This window comes from Serratia sp. TSA_130.1, assembly GCF_052691795.1.
Genome location: NZ_JBQZFS010000001.1, coordinates 1,303,065 through 1,326,745, shown reverse-complemented (window position 1 = coordinate 1,326,745; position 23,681 = coordinate 1,303,065). Strand labels below are relative to the sequence as shown.

21 protein-coding genes are annotated in these 23,681 nt (G+C 58.5%); 14 read left to right on the top strand and 7 right to left on the bottom strand.

Annotation, left to right across the window (positions count from 1 at the left end; all coding sequences use genetic code 11):
* The first annotated feature begins 81 nt into the window (after positions 1-81).
* From ACUTQY_RS06220 to ACUTQY_RS06210, 3 genes are all read left to right on the top strand, one after another.
* Positions 82-798 carry a TerC family protein gene (locus tag ACUTQY_RS06220; RefSeq protein ID WP_042785275.1) on the top strand — a complete coding sequence of 239 codons (717 nt, stop codon included), beginning with the start codon at positions 82-84 and terminating at the stop codon, positions 796-798.
* A gap of 155 nt (positions 799-953) precedes the next feature.
* Entirely contained in the window at positions 954-1,172 is a 219-nt protein-coding gene (locus ACUTQY_RS06215; protein ID WP_016929923.1) for a YgdI/YgdR family lipoprotein, read from the top strand.
* Between the two features lie 205 nt (positions 1,173-1,377).
* Entirely contained in the window at positions 1,378-2,418 is a 1,041-nt protein-coding gene (locus ACUTQY_RS06210; protein WP_033644844.1) for an NADP(H)-dependent aldo-keto reductase, read from the top strand.
* A 32-nt stretch (positions 2,419-2,450) separates the two neighbouring features.
* Here the strand turns inward: ACUTQY_RS06210 and lplT are convergent, their stop codons facing one another.
* Both lplT and aas read right to left on the bottom strand, forming a co-directional pair.
* Complete coding sequence (gene lplT, locus ACUTQY_RS06205) at positions 2,451-3,635, bottom strand: lysophospholipid transporter LplT (protein WP_033644843.1); 1,185 nt, start codon at positions 3,633-3,635, stop codon at positions 2,451-2,453.
* Positions 3,635-5,788 carry a bifunctional acyl-ACP--phospholipid O-acyltransferase/long-chain-fatty-acid--ACP ligase gene (gene aas, locus ACUTQY_RS06200; RefSeq protein ID WP_046687728.1) on the bottom strand — a complete coding sequence of 718 codons (2,154 nt, stop codon included), beginning with the start codon at positions 5,786-5,788 and terminating at the stop codon, positions 3,635-3,637. Before aas ends, lplT begins: the two co-directional genes overlap by 1 nt.
* Positions 5,789-6,721: 933 nt before the next feature.
* Between aas and ACUTQY_RS06195 the strand changes: the two genes are divergently transcribed.
* From ACUTQY_RS06195 to ACUTQY_RS06180, 4 genes are all read left to right on the top strand, one after another.
* Complete coding sequence (locus tag ACUTQY_RS06195) at positions 6,722-7,411, top strand: hypothetical protein (RefSeq protein WP_342188223.1); 690 nt, start codon at positions 6,722-6,724, stop codon at positions 7,409-7,411.
* A gap of 112 nt (positions 7,412-7,523) precedes the next feature.
* Positions 7,524-8,234: a fimbria/pilus periplasmic chaperone gene (locus ACUTQY_RS06190; RefSeq protein ID WP_046687730.1), complete on the top strand. Its 711-nt coding sequence runs from the start codon at positions 7,524-7,526 to the stop codon at positions 8,232-8,234.
* 8 nt (positions 8,235-8,242) lie between these two features.
* A complete protein-coding gene (locus tag ACUTQY_RS06185) occupies positions 8,243-10,654 on the top strand; it encodes a fimbria/pilus outer membrane usher protein (protein WP_046687731.1) in 2,412 nt (803 codons plus the stop codon).
* Positions 10,655-10,679: 25 nt separating this feature from the next.
* A complete protein-coding gene (locus ACUTQY_RS06180; RefSeq protein ID WP_046687732.1) occupies positions 10,680-11,234 on the top strand; it encodes a hypothetical protein in 555 nt (184 codons plus the stop codon).
* Here ACUTQY_RS06180 and ACUTQY_RS06175 read toward each other — a convergent pair.
* A complete protein-coding gene (locus ACUTQY_RS06175; protein ID WP_046687733.1) occupies positions 11,206-13,488 on the bottom strand; it encodes a molybdopterin guanine dinucleotide-containing S/N-oxide reductase in 2,283 nt (760 codons plus the stop codon). The genes ACUTQY_RS06180 and ACUTQY_RS06175 overlap by 29 nt on opposite strands.
* Positions 13,489-13,708: 220 nt before the next feature.
* Between ACUTQY_RS06175 and galR the strand changes: the two genes are divergently transcribed.
* The 3 genes from galR (at position 13,709) to ACUTQY_RS06160 (ending at position 15,539) form a co-directional block, all read left to right on the top strand.
* Entirely contained in the window at positions 13,709-14,728 is a 1,020-nt protein-coding gene (gene galR / locus ACUTQY_RS06170) for an HTH-type transcriptional regulator GalR (protein ID WP_033644840.1), read from the top strand.
* Between the two features lie 158 nt (positions 14,729-14,886).
* Positions 14,887-15,231 (top strand): type II toxin-antitoxin system RelE/ParE family toxin, encoded by a 345-nt coding sequence (locus ACUTQY_RS06165; RefSeq protein WP_033644839.1) that lies wholly within the window; start codon positions 14,887-14,889, stop codon positions 15,229-15,231.
* A gap of 5 nt (positions 15,232-15,236) precedes the next feature.
* A complete protein-coding gene (locus ACUTQY_RS06160; RefSeq protein ID WP_025304078.1) occupies positions 15,237-15,539 on the top strand; it encodes a helix-turn-helix domain-containing protein in 303 nt (100 codons plus the stop codon).
* Between the two features lie 27 nt (positions 15,540-15,566).
* Here the strand turns inward: ACUTQY_RS06160 and lysA are convergent, their stop codons facing one another.
* The gene (gene lysA, locus ACUTQY_RS06155; protein ID WP_033644838.1) at positions 15,567-16,829 is read right to left on the bottom strand and encodes a diaminopimelate decarboxylase; all 1,263 of its coding nucleotides are present in this window, start codon (positions 16,827-16,829) and stop codon (positions 15,567-15,569) included.
* A gap of 133 nt (positions 16,830-16,962) precedes the next feature.
* Here lysA and ACUTQY_RS06150 point away from each other — a divergent pair, with 133 nt between their 5' ends.
* Positions 16,963-17,886 (top strand): LysR family transcriptional regulator, encoded by a 924-nt coding sequence (locus ACUTQY_RS06150; protein WP_046687734.1) that lies wholly within the window; start codon positions 16,963-16,965, stop codon positions 17,884-17,886.
* 27 nt (positions 17,887-17,913) lie between these two features.
* Here ACUTQY_RS06150 and ACUTQY_RS06145 read toward each other — a convergent pair whose 3' ends face one another.
* Positions 17,914-18,822: a LysR family transcriptional regulator gene (locus ACUTQY_RS06145; RefSeq protein ID WP_033644836.1), complete on the bottom strand. Its 909-nt coding sequence runs from the start codon at positions 18,820-18,822 to the stop codon at positions 17,914-17,916.
* Between the two features lie 108 nt (positions 18,823-18,930).
* On the opposite strand from ACUTQY_RS06145, the gene ACUTQY_RS06140 reads away from it, so the two are divergent.
* Complete coding sequence (locus ACUTQY_RS06140; RefSeq protein ID WP_046687735.1) at positions 18,931-19,815, top strand: MBL fold metallo-hydrolase; 885 nt, start codon at positions 18,931-18,933, stop codon at positions 19,813-19,815.
* Positions 19,816-19,883: 68 nt separating this feature from the next.
* On the top strand, positions 19,884-20,531 hold the full coding sequence (locus ACUTQY_RS06135; protein WP_033644834.1) for a DsbA family protein: 648 nt from the start codon (positions 19,884-19,886) through the stop codon (positions 20,529-20,531).
* A gap of 28 nt (positions 20,532-20,559) precedes the next feature.
* Here the strand turns inward: ACUTQY_RS06135 and ACUTQY_RS06130 are convergent, their stop codons facing one another.
* Positions 20,560-21,267, bottom strand: a complete 708-nt coding sequence (locus ACUTQY_RS06130) for a hypothetical protein (protein ID WP_033644832.1) — start codon at positions 21,265-21,267, stop codon at positions 20,560-20,562.
* A gap of 205 nt (positions 21,268-21,472) precedes the next feature.
* Here ACUTQY_RS06130 and ACUTQY_RS06125 point away from each other — a divergent pair, with 205 nt between their 5' ends.
* Positions 21,473-23,200 carry an ABC transporter ATP-binding protein/permease gene (locus ACUTQY_RS06125; protein WP_046687736.1) on the top strand — a complete coding sequence of 576 codons (1,728 nt, stop codon included), beginning with the start codon at positions 21,473-21,475 and terminating at the stop codon, positions 23,198-23,200.
* A gap of 36 nt (positions 23,201-23,236) precedes the next feature.
* Here the strand turns inward: ACUTQY_RS06125 and agaF are convergent, their stop codons facing one another.
* Positions 23,237-23,671: a PTS galactosamine/N-acetylgalactosamine transporter subunit IIA gene (agaF, locus tag ACUTQY_RS06120; protein ID WP_033644830.1), complete on the bottom strand. Its 435-nt coding sequence runs from the start codon at positions 23,669-23,671 to the stop codon at positions 23,237-23,239.
* Positions 23,672-23,681 lie beyond the last annotated feature (10 nt).

The window sequence follows — 23,681 nt, the reverse complement described above, 5'->3', positions numbered from 1 at the left end:
GTTTAGCTAACCCTGTCAGCGCCACGATAAACGCGTATAATTCACGCTTTGCATTTATTAAGTATTAAGGTGTGTCGGGCAATGTTCGAATGGATTATGGATCCCAATGCCTGGTTAGCGTTAGGTACGCTAACCATTCTTGAGATCGTACTGGGTATTGATAACATCATTTTTCTGTCGCTGGTGGTGGCCAAGCTGCCCAAAGCGCAACAGAACAAAGCTCGCCGGCTCGGGCTGGCCGCCGCCATGATTATGCGTCTGGCGCTGCTGGCCTCCATCGCCTGGGTGATCCGCTTGACGCACCCGCTGTTCACCGTGCTGGATCACGCCATTTCCGCCCGCGATCTGATCCTGCTGCTCGGTGGATTGTTCCTGATCTGGAAAGCCAGCAAAGAGATCCACGAAACCATCGAAGGCACGGAAGAAGAGCACCACACCAAGGTGCACAGCTTCTTCGGCGCGATCGTACAGATCATGCTGTTGGATATCATCTTCAGTCTGGATTCGGTGATTACCGCCGTAGGCCTTTCCGATCACCTGTTCATCATGATGGCGGCGGTGGTGATTGCCGTCGGCGTGATGATGTTCGCCGCACGGCCGATCGGCGAGTTCGTCAATCGCCATCCGTCGGTGAAAATGCTGGCGCTGGCGTTCCTGATCCTGGTGGGCTTCACGCTGATGCTGGAAAGTTTCCAGGTGCACGTGCCGAAAGGCTACATCTACTTCGCCATGTTCTTCTCCATGTCGGTAGAAGCGCTCAATCTGATGCGCAGCAAGAAAAACCGTTCGCCGGAATAACCCTACGCGGAGGCCGCCATCGGCGGCTTCCGCCGTTTCGTTGCCCCCTCATTTCAGTTTTTCTTATCAGATAAAGACTTATCTGAGACGCTCTCTGCCAAGAGTTTGCTAATCTTGAAAGAACATTGTTTTCTGCATAATCGAGGATCCGCAGGATGAAAAAGTGGGTAATGGCAGTGTCTGCGCTGGTTATGGCCGCCGGTTTGGCGGGATGTTCCAGCGACTACGTCATGGCGACCAAAGACGGCAACATGATCCTGACGCAAGGCAAACCGGAGATCGACACAGACACCGGGCTCATCAGTTATAAAGATGAGAAAGGCAATCACCGCCAGATCAACGGCGATCAGGTTTCCCAGGTTATCGAACGCTAATCACCGCACGCCGGCTATCGCCCGCTCGAGCGCGGTAGCCCTCATTCGTGTCCGCACGGAATCCGCTTCCCCCATCTTCACCGCTTGGTTATAGTCAGGAAAGGCGACATCGCCGCCCGACGGACTTTGCGCCGTCTTCTGAATTGGGCTCCTGTTTCACCGGGCCGCACGGCCCGTCAGCGCTAACAAGAAAGGAAGGCCGTTAATGCAATACCACCGTATTCCCCACAGTTCTTTAGAAGTGAGCGTGCTGGGACTGGGCACCATGACCTTTGGCGAACAGAACAGCGAAGCCGACGCCCATGCGCAACTGGACTATGCATTGGCCGCAGGCGTGAACCTGATAGATACCGCCGAACTGTACCCGGTGCCGCCCCGCCCGGAAACCCAGGGCCTGACCGAAAGCTATATCGGCAGTTGGATCAAAGCGCGCGGCAATCGCGAAAAAATCGTCCTGGCCAGCAAAGTCTCGGGCCCGGTGCGCGGCACTGACAGCAGCATCCGCCCGCAGCAGGCGCTCGATCGCAAAAACATCCGCGCCGCTCTGGACGCCAGCCTCAAGCGGCTGAACACCGATTATCTCGATCTTTACCAATTGCACTGGCCGCAGCGCGCCACCAACTGCTTTGGCAAACTCAACTATCAATATACCGATGACAAAGCCACGGTCACGCTGCTGGAAACCCTGGAGGCGCTGACCGAGCAGGTGCGCGCCGGTAAAATTCGCTATATCGGGGTCTCCAACGAAACGCCCTGGGGCGTGATGCGCTATCTGCAACTGGCGGAGAAACACGAGCTGCCGCGCATCGTGTCGATTCAAAACCCGTACAGCCTGCTGAACCGCAGCTTTGAGATTGGCCTGGCCGAAATCAGCCAGCACGAAGGGGTAGAACTGCTGGCCTATTCCAGCCTGGCGTTCGGCACGCTGAGCGGTAAATACCTCAACGGCGCTAAACCGGCCGGTGCGCGCAATACGCTGTTCACCCGCTTCAACCGTTATTCAGGGCAGCAAACCCAACGGGCGATCGCCGAATACGTGGCGCTGGCCAAAAAACACGGGCTGGATCCTTCGCAGATGGCGTTGGCCTTCGTGCGTCAGCAGCCGTTCGTCGCCAGCACCCTGCTGGGCGCCACCTCGGTGGAGCAGTTGAAAATCAACCTCGACAGTCTCGACGTGATTCTGGATGAGGACGTGCTGCAGGCGCTCGAAGAAATCCACACCCGGTTTACCATTCCGGCGCCTTGAAGCCGGAGGGCGCAGCCTGGCTGCGCCCCGTTTCACCGCCGCTGCGACCACCACAACGCGCTAATCGCCAGCGCAAACACCACGCCAAACCCTACGCCGACGCCCACCACCGGCACGCCCAGCTTCACGACCAAAGAATACAGGCCCAGCATCAGTAACATCGCGGCGTTTTCACCCAGGTTTTGCACTGCGATCGCATTGCCGGCGCCGACCGAATGTTTGCCCCGCTCCTGCAGCAACGCATTGAGCGGCACGACGAAGAAGCCCCCCAGCATGCCGATGAGCGCCAGCAAGACGTAGGCATTGAGCATGGTCGTTTGCAGCGCAAACACCGCGACCGCGACGCCGATCAGGATCCCGGCCGGCATACAGCGTTTCACCGTTTTAAGCGTGACGAAGCGCGCGGCGGCACCTGCGCCCACCACGATGCCGACGGCCACCATGGCGTTCAGCAGCGTTGGCGTGGCGTTATCGGCGATGCCGAGCGCCACCGGTACCCACAGCACCAGCAGAAAACGCAGCGTCACGCCGGCCCCCCAAAACAGGCTAGTGCCAATCAATGAGAAACGCGTCTGTCCATCGCGCCACAGCGTAACGCAGGCAGCAAAGAAGCTGTGCGTCATGGCCTGCGGACGCCACGAAGCGCCAGGACGCGCCGCCGCCAAACGCGGAATATACAGGTTGGCGACCACCGCTCCCGCGTAAACCAACGCGCAGGCCGCCAGCGCCGCCGCCACGTGCCAGTCCGCCAGAATACCACCGGCCACCGAACCGGTCAGAATGGCCGCAATGGTCGAAGCCTCGATCAGGCCGTTAGCCTTGACCAGTTTCTCGCCGCTGGTGATCTCGCCCAGAATGCCGTATTTAGCCGGTGAATACGCGGCGGCTCCCACGCCGACCAGGCTGTAACCCAGAAACGGATTACCCCCAAAACAGATCACCAATGCCCCCGCCAATTTCAGGGCGTTGGCGAACATCATCACCCGCCCTTTGGCAAAGCTGTCGGCGATCTGGCCGACGAACGGAGCCAGAATGATATAGGTGGCGACAAAGGCCATCTGCAGGATCGGCTGGCTCCAGTCCGGATACAGCTGCTGCTTGATCAACGCCAGCGTGGCGAACAGCAACGCATTGTCGCCGAACGCCGAAAGGAACTGCGCGCTGATCACCGCGATCATGCCGCGTGACAACAAAGGGGATTCGGTCGAAGGATTCATCAGGCACTCTCCGGCTGTTCGGCCATATGACGCAGGGTGACGAAATCAGGTTTGCCGCTGCCGAGCACCGGCAGCGTTTTCAACAGGCGAATATCGCGCGGCACCGCCAGCTCCGGGCTGCCCAGTTCGCGCGCCACCCGCAGCAATGCCTCGCGGGTAATGGCGGGATCGGTGGTGAACAGCACCAACGCCTCGCCTTTGCTGCTGTCGCTTTTGACCGTGGCGGCATGCAGTTTATCCGGCGACAGCCGTTGCGCCAGCAGTTCGACGCTCTCCAGCGACACCATCTCGCCCGCGAGCTTGGCGAAGCGCTTCACGCGCCCGCGAATGGTGCAGTAACCCTGCTCATCCAGGCTGACGATATCGCCGGTGTCATACCAGCCCGGCTGCAGCACGCCGTTCGCATCTTCCGCCGCCGGCGGCTCCAGTTCGCCGGGGCGTTCAACCCGCAGATAGCCTTTCATGATATTCGGCCCCTTCAGCTGCAGACGGCCGCCGTTATCAATACCCGGCACCGCGATCAGACGCGCCTCCATCTGCGGCATGATGCGGCCGACGGTGCCCACCTTGGTCGCCAGCGGCACGTTGATCGAGACCACCGGCGCGCACTCGGTCACGCCATAGCCTTCCAAAATGCGGATGCCGTATTTGTCCTGGTAGATCTGTTTGGTGCTGTCCGCCAGTTTCTCCGCGCCGGCCACGACATAGCGCAGGCGGGCAAAATCATACGGATGCGCGAAACGCGCATAGTTGTTAAGGAAGGTCGCCGTGCCGAACAGCACCGTGCAGTTACGGTCATATACCAGCTCCGGCACCACGCGATAGTGCAGCGGGCTGGGGTAGAGGAAAATGCGGCTGCCGGTGATCAGCGGCGTAAGCAGCCCCACCGTCAGGCCGAACGAGTGGAACAGCGGCAGCGACGACATGAAGCGGTCGCGCGGCGTGAAATCGGCGATGGTGCGGATTTGTTCTACGTTGGCCAGCAGGCTGGCGTGCGAATGCACCACGCCCTTGGGATGGCCTTCGGATCCGGACGTGAACAGGATCAGCGCCGGATCCTCCGGACGTTGCGGCAACGCCGCGCGCTGCGGCTGCAGCAAGTGACGCAGGATCCACAGCTTATCCGCCAGCGTGACCGTCTCTTTCAGATCTTCCAGATACACCCAGTTAGCCTGCGGCACCTGTTCCGGCAGGTGGGTCAGCTTGCCTTTCTCCAGAAACTGGCGCGAGGTGACGATGGTCTTGATGCCGGCGGCCGTCATCGCGCTGTTCAGGCCGTTGGCGCCTGCGGTGTAGTTGAGCATCGCCGGGATGCGATTGCGCAGCGAAGCGCCGAAGATCGCCGCCGCGGTAATGGTGGCGTTGGGCAACAGCAGCCCAACGTGCTCCCCCTCGGCGGTAAAGCGCTGCAGAATGCGGCTGACGCCCAGCGATTTCTTGACTAGCGTCTGGTAACTGTCTTCTTTGAAAGCGATGTCTTCGATACACGGCTTGCGGCGCCCATAGCGGTGCTGCGCCGCCAGCAAGGCATGGAACAGCGTTTGCGGCTCGCGCGTCTCCATCCGCGCCCGCATCATGATCTGCATCAGCCGATCGCCCGCCAGCGCCCGGCGTTCACGCGCGCGCGGCGCTTCCGGCATCGGCAGCGTGGTCGGCGGCAAGATGCGGATGCTGATTTGCGGGAACCAGCGGATCTTGAACACCCCGGCCATGCGGCCAAACGGGCTGAACTCCGGGCCATCGATCCGCACCGGCACCACGGTCGCGCCCGATTTGGCGGCGATAAACGCCGCTCCGTCGTAAATTTTCATCAGCGCGCCGGTCACGGTGATGCGCCCTTCAGGGAACACCACGATCGGCCGTCCCTGCTCGACCATGCGCACCAGTTGCTTGACGGCCATCGGTTTGGTGGGATCTAGCGAGACAAAATCGATGTAAGGCCGCAGCCAGCGCATAAACCAGCTCTCGCCGATGCTGGCATAGACCGCAAACACCGGTTTTATCGGCAGGAACAGCGCCAGCAGTACGCCGTCGAGGAAAGAGACGTGGTTCGGCGTAATCAGTAATTTTTGCCGTTCGAAGTGCTGGACGTCCCCTTCGACCCGTACCCGAAACAACAGGCGAAACAGCGCGCGCAGCAGTGAAAAGATCATGCACTTCTCCCTTGGCCATGGAGGCGTAAATCGTTGTAGGGAAAAGAATACTATATGGCAGGCAAAAAAAAACCTACGCATCCGCGTAGGTTGGTGCAATTGAAAATGGCTTCAGCATGCAAGGCACGCTGATTTCTCACCAATCAATACCTCTGGGATCACCTACTCTAGAGAGATGGCGTGCAGGAAACTACCACCGAATCGCAAGAGTTCTGCTCCAAATGCAACCAGCTGTAAATTTCCCGCGATCTGCTGTAATAACTCAATGAAACTTAAATAATCGCCGCAGCGGAAAGATCAATAATGATGCGTCATCCGCAGGAAGCGAGTGGGGGGAGAAAAAAAGCCATGCGCATATGCTGGTAAGTGCAGCACATGAGGGTTCGGCCTAATCAAGACTGAAGCAGATCCTTTAATCCCTCTTGTCTCCTCAACGCTAAAGCAATCAATTAACGAAAACTATTCTCAAACGCAAGAGCCAAGTTAGACGTGATATCCAACGTGTCATTTTCATCAACTTATGCAATTCGTTTTCTTGCTTTTCAAGCACGGCAACAATAAAAAGACAAAGTCAAAAAGCGCCAACTAACAACAGAGCCGCCTCCAGACCTTGCTGTTATCGTGATCTCACGGCAAAAGTGCACGCCGAGGATAATTAATTATTAATAATTAAAAAAACCGCAAGCAATAAAACCTATGCATTAATAACCAAACAGAGTTAACAATTAAAAAAGAATAACAAAAACCAAAAAAACAGAATATAAATCTATTTTTACATAAATTTTTAGCACAATATTGCAAGAAATGAGATTGAAAAATAAAATAGCCATGCATTGAATCGCTAGTAAAACGTTGCGAAACCCTTGCTTTATATTTTCAAGCAATACGATTTTTATTTATTTAGTGGCATATTCTCAGAAGGAAATCTGAATAATGAAGAAATATTTATTTTTAGCCCTACTACCTCTGTCGTGCACGAGCGTACTGGCCGCAAAAACAGCCAGTACGTCTGTAGATTTCTCCGGAGAAATTTATAATAACACCAGCTGCAGTATTGCTGCCAACACCAATAGCATTGATCTTGGCCGCCATTCCAGCGAAGCTTTTGATAAAGTAAATCCTGTCCAGTTGGAAGGCAACGGCATGGGCAGCATCCCGTTCACCGTAAATTGCACGGCACCGACCAACATGGGTATTGAAGTTACCAGCGCCAGCGGCGATGCCGATTATCAATATATGGACAGAAACTTCACCTCATCGCTGGCAAAAGACGCCAGTAATAAAGATATCGCCGTGCTGGGCCTTGCACTGTCAGATATCGCTATGGATGGTGAAACCGTGCGTGCGGCGCTGATTCCTGAAGGCGATGATATTTTCGATTTAACCAATGTAACTAACGGTGCAGATCACGAACAGGCGATGTTCTCTGTTGCCTCAGGTAATCGCTTTGCGGTCACATCAGATGCTAATTACGACAATATGGCGATCGGCCAGAACCTGAGCGGCACATTCAACTACCGTTCATTCCTTACCCCGCTTAGCTACATTGATGATAAAAGCATCCAAATGCAAGACAGCATTGCATTGCAAGCTTCTGTGAATCTTTCGGTTCACTACCTGTAATCACCAGGTGGGGACACTTCGCTGTTCCCACTTATTTCAGCCTCTTTGTTTGGCAAAATATCTTAACGTCCTTTGACTAGAGTTCGTTATTCTCCGCTATTCAGGAAATAAAATGAAAGGTCTCATCCATTATCTTACCGCAATATTTATATTGCTTACTCCATTTCATGGCCAAGCAACCATTAAACTGGAAAAAATAAGCCTCTTGGTCAATCAAGAGAAAGGAGAGACAACGGTAAGAGTCGATAATATCGGTAATTATCCTGTGTTGCTATTCTCATCCGTTGTTAAAAATGCATTAAGCAAGCAAGGAGAAGATCCCTTATTCATTCTTTCTCCGCCAGCCGCGCGTATTGATCCGGGTAAATCTCAGCTGGTACGCGTCATGCTTGCCGATCCCTCGGGACTTGATAAAACCCGTCAGCAAATGCGCCATATCTATTTCCAGGAAATTCCCGATATGGGAGAAAAAAGCAACCAGCTTAAGGTGAATACTCGGCATCGGGTCGTCGCTATCGCCACGCCCTCCGCGCTAGTGGAAAACAAATCTCCCTGGCAAACCTTGCATTGGCAACAAAATGGGCATTCTATACAAGTCAAAAATCTCAGCCCTTACGTTGTCAGGTTAGCCCCTACCATCACCGTACAACCCAGTAACCAGCAGTTTGTTTTAGAACAACCTTATTTGCTGCCTGGGCAAACGATCGGTACACGTAAGAGCGATAGGCTTACCATCCCCCCCTCCCGTTTGCACTTCACGCCAATCAGTAACACGGGGCGCGCCATACCCGATATCACGGTCAACCTTGCCCCAATCCAGTGAGGCAGCCTTTGAAATTGCATATACCGCTACGTCTACTGGCGTTTTGTCTGCCTATTGGCTATGCCTCGACCAGTCTGGCCGATTACGATATTGAAATGATGCGGGCACTTGGACTACCCAGTGAGATTGCTGATTACTTTTCCTCTGGCGCGAAATTTCCCGCAGGAAAACAAGCGCTATTCATCAACGTCAACGGACAAAATCATGGACGGCATGAAGTCAACATAGACAAACAAGGCGAATGGCAATACGACGCTGAACTCGTAGAAAGCCTGGGATTACACCCCTGCAAGCTCAACACTCAGGCAGAAATGCTGATGAGCCAATGTTATCAAGGCAGCCGCATCGACAATGAAACCGGTAATAATCAATTGATTTTGCTGTTGCCCGAGCGCTATATCCGTCGACAACCGGCGGACTATGAATTTGGCGGCCATGCCCTGATGCTGAATTATACCGCGAGCCGATTCGACAGCCAAAATCACAGCAGTGATTACGCGGCGTTGGAAACCGGCTTCAACAGCAACAATTGGCTGTTTCGCCATAATGGCACCTATAACAAGTCAGAACGACATCAGGGGTACACGCCTTATAATAGTTATCTGCAGCGGACATTGACGGATCACGACGCCATGATGCGTTTGGGACGAGCGACGTTATCAGATTCGCTTTACAGCGGCATTACCTTAGATGGCCTGCAATGGCTGCCTGACTCGTCGCTGTCATTGAGTCAACGCAGTGATGTGCCGGTAGTCGAAGGTATCGCCGAGAGCCAAGCCAAGGTTGAGATTTTTCAGAATGGCAGATTAGTTTACGCCACGCAGGTGCAACCGGGCACTTTCCGCCTGACCGATATCCCTGCGCAGTTCGACGCAGTCGATTTGTCCGTCACCGTCACGGAAAGCAACGGTAGCCGCAAACAATTCATCGTCCCTTATCTGACGAGCTCAGGACACTCTACTCCCCGCCAGGGCAGTTACTCCCTTGCTCTCGGGCGCACTCACAGCCTGGCAAAAAGCACAGAAATGCCTTTCATCACTGGCTCATTCTCTTTGCCATGGCTCAACCAGCACCAGGTGAGAGGGGGAAGTTTCCTCAGCCGCGATTATCGCGGCATCGCCGCCGGTTATAGCGTTGCCAATAGCGATTATCGTTTTACAGCCTTGAGCCACGTGGCGCAGTCGTCAAGCGGAAAGGGCACCAAGCTACAGCTGAATAGCGCATTACCCCTGATAAAAAACCTTAAGCTGAACGCCGGTTACAGCATCCAGTCAGAGCGATACCGCTCGCCTACACAGCTCCGTTCTCCGCGTAAAGATGACGGCGAAGGAACTTATTGGCCTGTATCGCACGGTGCATCATCTTCACACCAACGTCAAAGCTACAGCCTGGGCCTAGGCTGGCACCATAAATACATCGGAAATCTTTCTTTAGGCGTTACACGCGCTGAAGGCGGAGATAAGCAACAAAATCAACGAGTCTACGCCTTCTGGAACCGTCAATTTGGCGCAGCCACCGTTGGCGTTAGCCTGGAAAAAGAGCGCAGCCGCGAGGTTCGCGATAACGATACCAGGGTGTTCGCCACCCTTTCATTACCGCTGGGAAAAAACCGACGTTATAGCGCCAATATGATAAGCAACGGAAGAAATCGTAGCATCAGCAATTCGCTTTCCGGCCAAGCGTTGAATGGCGATCTGGCTTATGGATTCAATGCAACACAGGGCACCCAATCCAACAACGGCACCTACTCAGGCAATGTGAACTATTTGAGTCCGTTCACAACGCTTTCCGGCAGCTATAGCCATCTGTCAGAAAATCAGCAGGCATTTTACTACAGTGCCTCTGGCTCCCTGGTGGCAGACAGCAGCGGGCTAACGCTCTCACCACAGAAAATCGGCGATACCTTCGGCGTCTTGTCGATACCGGGCCTCGCCGGAGTCAGCGTGTCTACGCCAGGCGGCAAGGTGAAAACCTATGGCAAGCAAGGTAAGGCGATCATCCCAAGGCTGCGTGAGTATCAACCAAGCCTGATTAACGTAGACACAAGCACCTTACCTCCCGGTGCCGATATCGATAACGGCGTGCGCAAGATCAATCTGGCACGTGGCAGCGTTAAACATATCAATATCGATGCCATTAATACATTGCGGGCCATTGTCCAGATTAGCTATGCAGACGGCACCAAACCCGCTATCGGCAGCATGATTTTGGATGAACAACAACAAGTGGTCGCTTTTACCAATGATCAGGGCGCAGCCTTCATTGAACATCAGAAAGCGCACCGCGCGACGAACGATGCGTCTTCACAACGCTTCAGCATGAAAAACTCTTCGGGACAGGCATGTTATTTCGCAATTGCTGCAGACACCTCTTCCCGCAATCGTGCCGGCATCAGCCACTCCGAAGCAGTGTGTCGCTAAACGTTCATCGATATCAGGAGAACACATGAAAGTGATTTATTATGGGTTGGCAGCCATAGCCATCAGTTTTGGGGCTAACGCTAACTGCACGCTAACGACCACACAAAACAGCATTTATCTGGGGGAGCACAATATTGGGACACTGTCTCAGCAATCCACTCTGCTGCACAGCGCCCCATTGCAGTATCGGTTGACTTGCGATGAACCAGTGCAGTTGCAGGGGTTCACTCTGCGGGAGAATAGAAACCTGGCAGAAGGAAGCGGCGCAACCGATGCTTCTAGCTATCTCAGCCTCACGGTTGATGAATTACGCAACGGTGATGGTGAGCCCCTTTCCTTTTCACTTGCCCCCGGGCAACCACGCCAAAGACATCTACCCAACTATCGTCTATCCGTCGATCGGGAAGCATTACACATCCTTGTACCGGATAACGAGGTTGGGCAACACTTCACACTGTCATTAACAGTCTCCAGTTTCGCCGCGTCCGCGACACAACTGCGTCAACAGCAACGCGATAACATCCCGCTGTCGACCCAATTGCTGGTCAGCGCTAACTATCTTGATCCCGACGTTCGGTGAATGCGCTGACCTCGACCAGGCAGCTCATGGCGTTCGGCCCCTGCGTCAGCGGCGAGGTGCCGATATCCAGCGTCAGCACGTTCGGGTTGCCCGCCTGCTCGACCGGCCGGCGCTGCGCGTCGAAACCCGGCTCGAACCAGGCACCGGTCGCCATCAGCACCACGCCGCGCGTCACGCCATCGGTGAGCGATACCCCCGCCAGACAGCTGCCGCGCGCGTTGCTGACCAGCACTTCGGCGCCGTCCGCCACACCGCGCGGCGCCGCATCGTCCGGATGCATGTACAAGGTTTCTCGCCCGGCGGTCTTGTTGCCCTGCGCCAGCGGCGCCGGATCCATCTGGCTATGCAGGCGATCGCTCGGCTGAATGGAGATCAGGTGCAGCGGCCAGTTTTTGGCCTGCGGCGCGCCCAGCCACTCCACCGGCGGCCGCCACTGCGGATGCGGAGCGAAATCTTCGTAGCGATAGCCGGCGATCCGCTCGCTGAACAGCTCTATCTTGCCGCTGGGCGTTTGCAGCGGGTTAGCCTGCGGATCGGCGCGGAATGCGTCAAAAAATACGAACTCTTTAGCCGGCGCGGGCAGCTCGACATAGCCCCGTTGCCAGAAGGCCTCAAACTCGGGCCAGGCGACGCCGGCGCGCTGCTGCGCTGCGCCGCATTGCCGGTAGATAGCTTCGATCCAGGCCCGCTCGTCGCGATTCTCGGTAAAGCGCTCACGATAGCCGAGACGCTCCGCCAGATCGGCGAAGATATCGAAATCGTTGCGCGCCTGATGCTGCGGCGCAATGGCCTGATGCATCGCCAACACGTAGCGATCGCGCGACGAGCCGCCGATATCGTTACGCTCCAGCGAACTGGTGACCGGCAGCACGATGTCTGCCATTTTGGCCGCCGCCGTCCACCAGATATCTTGAACGATCACCGTGTCCGGCTTCTGCCAGCCCTCCACCAGCCGATTCAACTGCTGATGATGATGGAACGGGTTGCCGCCAGCCCAGTGCACCAAATGGATATCCGGATAATGCCGCGTCTCGCCGCAAAATTGATAGGCCTCACCGGGGTGCAACAGCATGTCGCAGATGCGCGCCACCGGGATCGCCAGCCCGGCCGGATTTTCGCCTACCGGCATGGTCGGCGCAGGCGTGTCCACGCGTGGATTGCCGACGCCGTTCATCGAGCCGTGGCCGAACGAGAAACCGCCGCCCGGCAGCCCCACCTGGCCCAGCATCGCCGACAGCGCGATCATCATCCAATACGGTTGCTCCCCCCGATGCGCGCGTTGCACGGAGTAGGAACAGGTGATGAAACTGCGCACTCCGATCAGTTGCCGCGCCAGCAGCGCAATGCGCGCCGCCGGAATGCCGGTAATAGCGCTAGCCCAAACGGGGGTTTTCGCCACGCCGTCACCGGCGCCGTTCAGGTAATCCGCCAGCTGTTGATAGCCCACGCAGTGGCTGTGCAGGAAGGCTTCATCCTGCGCACCCAGCCGCTGGATTTCGTAAGCCAGCGCCAGCATCAGCGCCACGTCGGTATTCGGCCGGATCGGGATCCATTCCGCGTTGACGAACTCGGGACAATCATCGCGCATCGGGCTGATGTTGACAACCGGCGTGCCCTTGCGCGCCAGCTTTTGCAGCCAGGGCTTGAGCGCATGTTCCGCCGCGCCGCCGGAAGAGACCTGAGCGTTTTTCAGCGCCAACCCGCCAAACGCCACAAACAGCTCGCAATGCTCCACCACGCTCGGCCAACTGGTGACGCGCCCGGTCAAGGGCGAGAAAGTGCCGATCACATACGGCAGAAAGAACTGCGCCGCGCCCCAGCTGTAGTTGCCCTGCTGATCGACGCCGCCGCCGCCGCTGAAGTAGAACCGCCGCACCAGCGAGCGGGCATGGTGCAGCCGCCCGGCCGACGACCAGCCATAAGAGCCGGTAAACAGCCCGGAGGCGCCGTAACGCTCGCGCACCCGGCGATTCTCCTGCGCCACCAAATCGAGCGCTAACTCCCAATCCACCTCGACGAAATCTTCCCTGCCGCGCAGCGTCCGGTCGCTGCCCTCGCGCTTTTGCAGCCACGAGCGGCGCACCGCCGGCTTGCGGATGCGTTTGTCGGAGTAGACCATCGGGACGATGGAATCGAGCAGCGGCGAAGGATCAGGATCGTCGACGAAGGGTTCACAACGGATAAGCCGGCCGTCTTCAACCACGGCGGTATAAGCGCCCCAATGGGCGAGCTGCGGATAGCGTTTAATGGACATGGCGTTCTCGGCGCAAATCGGAATGCACAGACGTTACCTCAGCCCGCCGCCAGTGCCAACGTACAAATTGCGCTATCGTTCGGTAGCAGTCGGTTATGCGTACAGACGCGAAGAGATTCTGCAACCGCCACCACAAGTTGCGCACGAGACCGCTTGCAGCCCCGGTTTTTTTCCGCAAAACTGGGGGATGTAAGCGATTACCCAGGATGTGTTGACTGATATGGCTACGATAAAGGATGTTGCCAGGCTGGCGGGTGTTTCCGTGGCCACGGTATCCCGCGTGATAAACAATTCCCCCAAGGCCAGCGAAGGGTCGCGCACTGCGGTGCAGGCCGCCATGGAACAGCTGCAGTATCACCCTAACGCCAACGCACGAGCGCTGGCGCAGCAATCCACCGAGACGCTGGGGCTGATCGTCTCCGACGTTTCCGATCCCTTCTTCGGCGCGATGGTCAAGGCGGTCGAGCAGGTGGCCTACGCCACCCACAATTTTCTGCTGATTGGCAACGGTTACCACGACGCCGAAAAAGAGCGTCAGGCGATTGAACAGCTGGTGCGGCACCGCTGCGAAGCGCTGGTGGTGCACGCCAAAAGGCTAAGCGATCAGGAACTTTTCGGCTGGATGCAACAGATCCCGGGCATGGTGCTCATCAATCGCACGCTGCCGGGGTTTGAAACGCGCTGCGTGGCGCTCGACGATCGCTACGGCGCCTGGCTGGCGACCCGACATCTGATCCAGCAAGGGCACCAGCGCATCGCCATCATCTGCTCCACTCACCAGATTTCCGACGCCACCGATCGTCTGCAAGGCTATCTCGACGCGCTGCAGGAACACGGCATTGCGGTGGATGAAAAGCTGATCGCCTACGGCGAACCGGACGAGATCGGCGGCGAACAGGCGATGACCGAATTGCTCGGCCGCGGCCGTTCGTTCTCCGCCATTACCTGCTACAACGATCCGATGGCCGCCGGCGCGCTGTCGGTGCTGAGCGATAACAGCGTCGACGTACCGGGAGAAATTTCGCTGATCGGTTTCGACGACGTGTTGATTTCGCGCTACCTGCGCCCACGCCTGACCACCATTCGCTACCCTATCGTGGCGATGGCCACCCAGGCGGCGGAGCTGGCGCTGGCGCTGGCCAACCGGCAACCGCTGCCGGAAATCACCAACATGTTCAGCCCAACGCTGGTGCGCCGCCACTCGGTCGCCACCCTCAACAACGCGCACGAACAGCCATAATCATGCCGCCGCATGGGTGAGCCGTCACCCATGCGCTCAGATTGCGCAGCCCGCCGCATTTCTCGCTTTTGGATTTTTTCCGCTCCCTGCGTTCGTGCAGATTGTTGGCACAATAACCTTTACACTATATAGCATAAACGCTATATTCGAAGCGCATCATGTGGCAAGTGGTGACCGTCGAACGATTCGACGACTGGTTTTTGGCGCTGAACAACGCCCAGCAAACAAGCATCCTGGCGGCAATCTTCAAATTACAGACGTTCGGCCCGCAGTTGGCGCGGCCGCACGCCGATACGCTGCATTTTTCCGAAGCGGCCCGGCAGTTGAAGGAGTTGCGCGTTCAACATCGCGGGCGCCCTTTCAGGGTGTTTTTCGCCTTTGACCCACAGCGGCAAGCAGTATTGCTGTGCGGTGGCGATAAAACCGGCGACAAACGCTTTTACCAGCGCATGTTGCCCATCGCTGCCATGGAATTTTCACATTATCTGGCAACCCGGAGGTAGTGCAGATGGCCAAACCGTTATCCCAACTGATCGACAAGCTCGATCCCGCCGTCGTTGCCGCAGCCAGGCAAAAAGCGGACAAGGAAATTTTCGAACTGCGGCTGGCAATGCTGAGGGAAGAGCTGGCGGTCTCTCAGGTTGAATTGGCGAAGCGGCTCGGTATCAGCCAACCCTCCGTCGCCAATTTGGAAAAGCGCGGCAGCGAAATAAAGCTGTCGTCGCTCAAACGCTATATCGAGGCGATGGGCGGCACGCTGTCGCTGGATGTGCAATTGCCCAATGGCCAGCACCGCCGCATGACGCTGTGAGGCGGGCGCAAGGCGCCCGCCCGCTTATCAGATAAGTTCCAGCGCGATCAGTTCTTCGATGGTTTGGCGGCGGCGGATCAAACGCGGCTCGCCGTTTTCGAACAGCACTTCAGGCAACAGCGGACGGCTGTTGTAGTTGGAGGACATCGATGCGCCGTAGGCGCCGGTATCGTGAAACACCAGATAATCGCCGATCTGCACCGGCGGCAGCTCGCGGGTTTCCACGCCGCCGCCCGCCTGCTGGGTGAAGACGTCGCCGGATTCGCACAGCGGCCCGGCGATCACCGTGTCGCGCAGCGGTTGTTCCGAGGTGTCGCGCCCATCGGCCGGCAACAGCGAAATATGGTGATAGCTGCCGTACATCGCCGGGCGCATCAGATCGTTAAAACCGGCATCCACCAGCACAAAGTGGCGGCTCCCCATGTCTTTTACCGCCCGCACCTCGGCCACCAATACGCCCGCCTCCGCCATCAGGAAACGTCCGGGTTCAATCTCCAACTGCACCGGGTGCCCCAGATGCGCGGCGATGCGCTCACGCGCCCGGTTCCACAAACCGAAATAGTGTTCGGTATCGATCGCCTCTTCGCCGTACTGATACGGGATAGACAGGCCGCCGCCGGCGGAAATGGCGCTGATGTCATGACCGAGATCGATCACCTGCTGCACCATCGCATCGCAGACGCGCTCCAGATGCTGGTAATCGACGCCGGAGCCGATATGCATATGCACGCCGATCAGCTTCAGGCCGTAGCGGCGGATCTTCTCCACCGCCTGCGGCAGGTCGGCATACCAGATGCCGTGTTTGCTGTTCTCGCCGCCGGTGTTGGTTTTCTGGCTGTGGCCATGGCCAAACCCCGGATTAATGCGCAGCCACACCGGATGCCCCGCGGAAGCCTGGCCGAGCTGATCCAGCATATCGATGGAACCGGCGTTGACCGGGATCTTCAATGCGCTGACGCGCGCCAGCGTCGCGTGATCCAATACGTCCGCGGTAAACACGATATCGCTCGGCTCGCCGCCCGGCTGAAAACCGGCCTGCAGCGCCCGCTCGATTTCGCCGAGCGACACCGAATCCACCTTCACGCCCTGCTCGCGCATCAGGCGCAAAATATGAATGTTCGAACAGGCTTTCTGCGCGAAACGGATAGTGTCGAAGTGGCGCAGCTGAGCGATGCGCTGGCTGATGATGTCGGCATCATAAGCCCAGACCGGGCAACCGAAGCGCTGCGGCAAGGCCAGCAGGTTAGCGGCGTTCAACGCGGTGGAGGTGTCGTGCAACGGGCGTGGCATGGCGATATTCCCAATTCGAAAGTAACGGCAGATAAGGCCATAGTGCCGCACGCTGAATCGGGTGGAAAATATCTATTTAGCCGTAGTCTATTCATTTATGATATAGCTTTCTCTACAGTCGAGCAGCCTCGTCATGCACAGCATCTCTTTGCGGCAGATAGAAATTTTTCGGGCGGTGATGACCACCGGCAACCTGACCGAGGCGGCGGCCCTGCTGCAAACCTCGCAACCCACCGTCAGCCGTGAGCTGGCGCGCTTTGAGAAGCTGATTCGGCTGCAGCTGTTCGATCGGGTTCGCGGGCGCTTGTCCCCCACGGTGCAGGGCCTACGGCTGTTCGAAGAGGTGCAACGCTCCTATTATGGCCTCGATCGCATCGTCAACGCCGCCGCCGGCATTCGCCAGTTTCAGCAGGCGCAGCTGTCGATCGTGTGCCTGCCGGTATTTTCCCAATCGCTGCTGCCGGCGGTGTGCCGGCCCTTTATCGAACGTTACCCGGAAGTCAGCTTCAGCGTGATCCCGCAAGAATCGCCGCTGCTGGAAGAGTGGCTGTCGGCCCAGCGCCACGATCTGGGGCTGACGGAAACCACCCTGACGCCGGCGGGCACCGAGCGGGTGACGCTGATGACGTTGAATGAAGTCTGCGTGCTGCCGACGGGTCACCCCCTGCTGGCAAAAGACCTTCTGACGCCACAGGACTTCACCGGGCAGAACTTTATCAGCCTGTCGAACACCGACAGCTATCGCCACTTGCTCGATGCGCTGTTCGCCGAGCAGGGCGTCGAGCGCCGCATGGTGATGGAAACGCACAGCGCGGCGTCAGTGTGCGCCATGGTGAGAGCCGGCGTGGGGGTCTCGATCGTCAACCCGCTGACGGCGCTCGACTATGCCGGCAGCGGCGTGCACGTGCGGCCATTCAGCATCGACGTGCCGTTCACCGTCAGCCTGATACGGCCGCTGCACCGCCCTTCATCGGCGCTGGTGACGGCCTTTATCGACCATCTGCATCAACAGGCGGCACTGTTCTCCGCCCGCCTGGCCGCCGCCGTCAGGCGCTGAAAACGGCGTGGGAATGTTGCCGCGGCCTTAGCGCAGCGTCGCCTGCCACTGCGGATCGCTGGCGAACCATTCCACCAGAAAGTCCAGCATGGTGCGCAAGGTGGCGGGCATTTGTCGGCGTGAGGTGTAGATGCCGTAGATACCCATCGATTGCGGCCGGTAACCCGGCAGCAGCTCCACCAGTTCGCCGCTGGCCAACAGCGGCGCCGCCGAATAGTAGGGCTGCAGGGAAATGCCCGCGCCCTGCACCGTACCGGCCATCAGCACCACCGATTCGTTGGCGCTCAGGTTGCCGCTGACCGCCACCGCCGATTTCACCCCCTGAGCGTCGAAATGCCACAGGCTTTTGCCGAAATAGGAATAAGTCAGGCAGTTGTGCAACGCCAGATCCTGCGGCTGGCGCGGCGTGCCGTGCGCCGCCAGATAAGCGGGCGCGGCGCACACCACCGACGCGCAGGTGGACAGCGGCCGGGCGATCAGGTTGGGATCCAGCTCATTGGTGATGCGCAGCGCCAGATCGATGCGCTCTTCCACCAGGTTCACCGCCCGGTTGTTCATCTGCAGATCGACCGCCACCTGCGGATGACGCTTCAGATACTGGGCGACGGCCCCCACCAGCGCCGTTTGTCCGAGCGATTGCGAACAGGTGATGCGCAGCAGGCCGCGCAGTTCGTCGCTCTGCCCTTCCTCCACCAGATCGATTTCCCCCGCCAGCGCCAACATTTGTCGGCAGCGCTCCAAAGTACGCTCACCGGCGTCGGTCAGACTAAGCTTACGGGTAGTGCGGTGCAGTAAACGCGCCCCGGCCCATTGCTCCATCTGGGCCAGGTAGCGAGTGACCATCGCGCGCGACATCTCCAGCGTTTCCGCAGCGGCGATCATGCTGCCGCGATCGACGATGGTGACAAAAACCTCAGCGGCGGTAATGCGATCCATGATTAGTCCGATTTATGCAACGAATAATTGCTTATTATCCGGTTTTTCTATCGCTTTATGCAACCTAACATCATTACAACATTAACCGATACCTAAGGACCTCTGCCCATGTTTAAGAAATCACTGTTAACTCTGGCCTTCACCGGCGTCGCCACCCTGAGCACCTACGCCACCGCTGCCGATACCCTGACCATGGAAGTGTATAACCCGGGCGAGAAAAGCGTGTTCCCGGTGTCTTCCGAAATCATCAGCGGCAAACACGAAGTGGCGCTGATCGACGCACAGTTCCAGCGCAACGATGCCGAAGAGCTGGTGAAAAAGATCAAGGCGACCGGCAAGAAACTGACCACCGTCTACATCAGCCACTCAGATCCGGATTTCTATTTCGGTCTGGACGTGATTAAGGCCGCTTTCCCGGAGGCGAAAATCATCGCTTCGCCTGGCACCATCAAGGACATTAACGCCACCAAAGACGGCAAAATCGCCTACTGGGGCCCAATCCTGAAAGACAACGCGCCGAAAACCGTGATCGTGCCGCAGCCGCTGCAGGGCGACAGCTTCACCATCGACGGTCAAAAAGTGGAAGTGAAAGGCCTGAACGGCCCGACTCCCGATCGCACCTTCGTGTGGATCCCGGCGCTGAAAGCGGTCGTGGGCGGCGTGGCGGTCGCCGGTGACAATATCCATCCGTGGATCGCCGATAACCAGAGCGTAGAATCGCGCCAGCACTGGCAGCAGACGCTGAAAAACATCGAAGCGCTGAAGCCGCAGGTCGTCGTGCCGGGCCACTTCCTGCCGGGTGCCGCACAGACACTGGCATCGGTGCACTTTACCCAAAAATACCTGACCACGCTGGAAGCCGAACTGCCAAAAGCCAAGGATTCCGCCGCGCTGATTGAAGCGATGAAAAAGCACTACCCGACGCTGAAAGACGAATCGAGCCTGGAACTGAGCGCGAAAGTGCTGAAAGGCGAGATGAAGTGGCCGCAATAAGCGCCCGTGCGTGATTGAACCAGCCCTGGCGCCGCGGCGGCTTGCCGCGCGCCAAGCGAGGAGTAAAAATGACCGAAACCACTCTGCATTACATTTTCGATCCGCTGTGCGGTTGGTGCTACGGCGCCGCACCGCTGGTGAAAGCGGCTCAGAGCCTCCCCGGGCTGAAGGTCGTGCCGCACGCCGGCGGCATGATGACCGGCAACAACCGCCGTCAGATTACCGACGAATGGCGCAACTACGTCATTCCGCACGACAAGCGCATCGCCGAGATGACGGGCCAGCCTTTCGGCGAAGCCTATTTCAACGGCCTGCTGCGCGACACCACGGCGGTGATGGATTCCGAGCCGCCGATCACGGCTATCCTGGCGGCGGAAAAACTGGCGGGACGCGGGCTGGACATGCTGCACCGCATTCAGCAGGCGCACTATCAGGAAGGGCGACGCATCGCCGACACGCCGGTGCTGGAAGCGTTGGCGAAAGAGCTGGGGTTGCCTTCGGCGGCGTTTATCGCCGAAATGCGCTTCAACAGCGGTGCGCCGACCGCGCAACACATCGCGGAAAGCCGGGCGCTGCTGGCCAAAGTGCAGGGCCAGGGCTTCCCGACCTTTGCGCTGCAGGATAGCGAGGGCCAGCTGCACCTGCTGCCGGCCGGCAATTATCTGGGCAATGTGGAAGCCTGGAAGAATCTGTTGGGCGCCGCCGCGCTGGCGTAACCCTTCTCGCCCCGGCCACCGGGGCGGGTCATTCGACCCGCACGAACCGCCCTTCCGCCCGCACATTGTGGCCGAACCCGCAATCCCCCCGCGTATGCATCTCCAGCGCTTGCTCGCCAAACGCCATCGTCACGTCGCAGACCTGCGCGCTTTCCGAGTCATGTTGATGGTAGACGGCCTTGCCGTGCTCAATGGGCAGCTCGGCGGTGAAGTCGCCCATGTTCGGGCCGTAATACAGCCCCATCTGCGGCATGGCGTAGCCGGAAAAATCGATCAGCCAGCGCTCGCCCTGCGGCTTCACCACCACTTCGCTCCACACCCCGCGCCCGGCGTATTGCCAGTACACGCCGCCCGGCCCCTGCGGCTGCGGCCGCTGCGCCAGGCGTTGGCGCAACAGACTCATGTTGTGCTGCGATTTGTCATCGTGCGGCGCCAGCGCCAGATAGGCCTGCGCCTTGAGCAATTCACCGGCGTGCATCAGCGACAGCGCCACGTTGTTGTAAGCCGTGGCGACAGCCTGCTCGCTCAGACCGCAAAACTCGCTCCAGGCCGCCTGATCGCGAAAGATGTCGGCGGCTTTGGCGTAATCCTGGCGCTGATAGGCCTTTTTTCCCAGTTCGGCGTAGCTCGCCACCTTTTGGCAGTCGGCGGCGATGTCCGGCTCGTCAATGTGCGCCCAGGCCCGGGCGCTGGCGAAGACGCCGCAGGTCAGCAACAGGGGAAACCAAGCCTTCATCGTTTATCCTTTCTGCAAAAATTCGGCGCCAGTATAACCGCCCGGCGCCGGAGTGTATGCCGCAATTGCGCTCACCTGCGCGCCGACGGCGATTCAGCCGCCTTATTTCAAACGGTTAGCGGAGTCAAAACTGCTTACAGTCGCGGTTTGTTTGTTACCGGCCCGCAGCCCATGCTGAACAAAATACCGCAATTATCGAGCCGTTATGAACGCAACCCCCTTGCAGAAACACGCCATTTGGCAGTTGATCAAACCCTTTTGGGTGTCGGAGGAACGATGGCGCGCCTGGATGATGCTGATCGCCATCGTCGTCCTGTCGCTCGGCCTGGTCTATATCAGCGTGCAGATCAACCAGTGGAACCAGGTGTTCTACGACGCGCTGCAGAACAAAAACTACCCGGTATTCAAGGCGCAGCTGTGGCGCTTTACCTATCTGGCGCTGATCTTCATCGTGCTGGCGGTCTACAAGATCTACCTGACTCAGGGGCTGCAGATGCGCTGGCGGCGCTGGATGACGGAAAGGTTCATGGGAAAATGGCTGGCGCACCAGGCGTATTACCACACCGAGCAGCAGCAGATCGTCGATAACCCCGATCAGCGTATCGCTGAAGATCTCAACGTGCTGACCCAATATACCCTGTCGCTGTCGCTCGGGCTGCTCTCCAGCCTGGTGACGCTGTTTTCCTTTATCGACATTTTATGGCACGTCAGCGGGCCGATGACCTTCGCGCTCGGGCAACACGCCATCACCTTGCCCGGCTATATGGTGTGGTTCGCGCTGCTGTATGCGGTGTTGGGATCGCTGCTGATCTGGTGGGTCGGCAAACCGCTGGTCATGCTGGGCTTCAACCAGGAACGGTATGAGGCGAACTTCCGTTTCGGCCTGATCCGCATCCGCGAAAACAACGACGCCATTGCGCTGTACCACGGCGAACCGCGCGAGGCGCAGCAGTTGGGCGACCGTTTCGACACCATTCGCAGCAACTGGTGGGCGATCATGCGCATCACCCGGCGGCTCAACATCGCCACCAACTTCTACGGCCAGTTCGCCATCGTGTTTCCCCTGCTGGTGGCGGCGCCGCGCTACTTCTCCGGCGCCATCCAGATGGGCGGCCTGATGCAGATCGCCTCGGCCTTCGGCCAGGTGCAGGGCGCGCTGTCGTGGTTTATCGACGCATTTAACGATTTGGCGACCTGGAAAGCCTGCGTTAACCGTCTGGCCGGCTTCAACGCCGCCGTCGATCAGGTTCACCATCAGCCGCGCGGCATTCAACTGCGGGAGGAGACCGCCCATCCGTTAACGCTGGACAACCTCAGCCTGCACTTGCCCGACGGCCAGCCGCTGCTGACCGGCGCCGAGATGACGCTGCAACGCGGCGATCGCCTGCTGATCGTCGGGCCTTCCGGCTGCGGCAAGTCGACGCTGCTGCGCGCCATCGCCGGTATCTGGCCTTACGGCGCGGGCGCCATCGGGGTAGAGGGCAACGCCAACATGCTGTTCCTGCCGCAGCGCAGCTACATTCCGATCGGCACGCTGCGCGAAGCGCTGAGCTACCCGAGCCTGGCGTCGGAATACAGCGACGCGCAGCTGATGCGGGTGCTGGAAAACTGCCGCCTGAAGCACCTGCAGCGCTGGCTGGACACCTCCGCCAACTGGAGCCATCGCCTGTCGCCGGGCGAGCAACAGCGGCTAGCCTTCGCCCGCGCCCTGTTGATTCGCCCGAGCATCCTGTTCCTCGACGAGGCCACCAGCGCGCTGGACGACGAAACCGAGCAACTGATGTACTGCCTGCTGGTGGATGAACTGCCGGACGTGACGCTGGTCAGCGTGGCGCACCGCAACAGCGTGGCGAAATACCACCAGACCTGCTGGCGCTTCAGCCGCGGCGAAGACCAACCGGCGCGTCTGGCGCTGAGCCCGTTGCCGGCCTAACTCACGTAGCCGGGCGCGCCCGCGCCCGGTTTTCGTTCAGATGCCGTCGGCCTGCGCGTCTTCGCACTTCACTCGGCGGCGTTCATGCCACAGGCTGGTCAGGCCGCGTTTACCGCACGCCAGCGCCACCTCGCGAAATTCATCCAGGCTCAGTCCGTCACGTTCCAGCATCATTTCCGCCGCCAGCTGCATGTTGACGCCGGTCAGCACTTCGCAATCACCCCGCGCATCCGCCAGTTCACAGGCGCTGCGAAACGGCGAACCGCCGAGCATGTCGGTCAGGAACACCACGCCGTCCGGCTGCGCCACCGCGACCAGCGCCGAGCGTAAGGCGTCCCTGAGCTGCGCGGTGCTCATCTGTTCGGGGAAATCGACCGCCGCGCAATGTCGCTGCGGCCCCACCACCTGTTCCACCGCCTGCAGCAGCCCGGAGGCAAAGCCGCCGTGGCCGGTAATCACAATGCCTGGCATATCCCGCTCC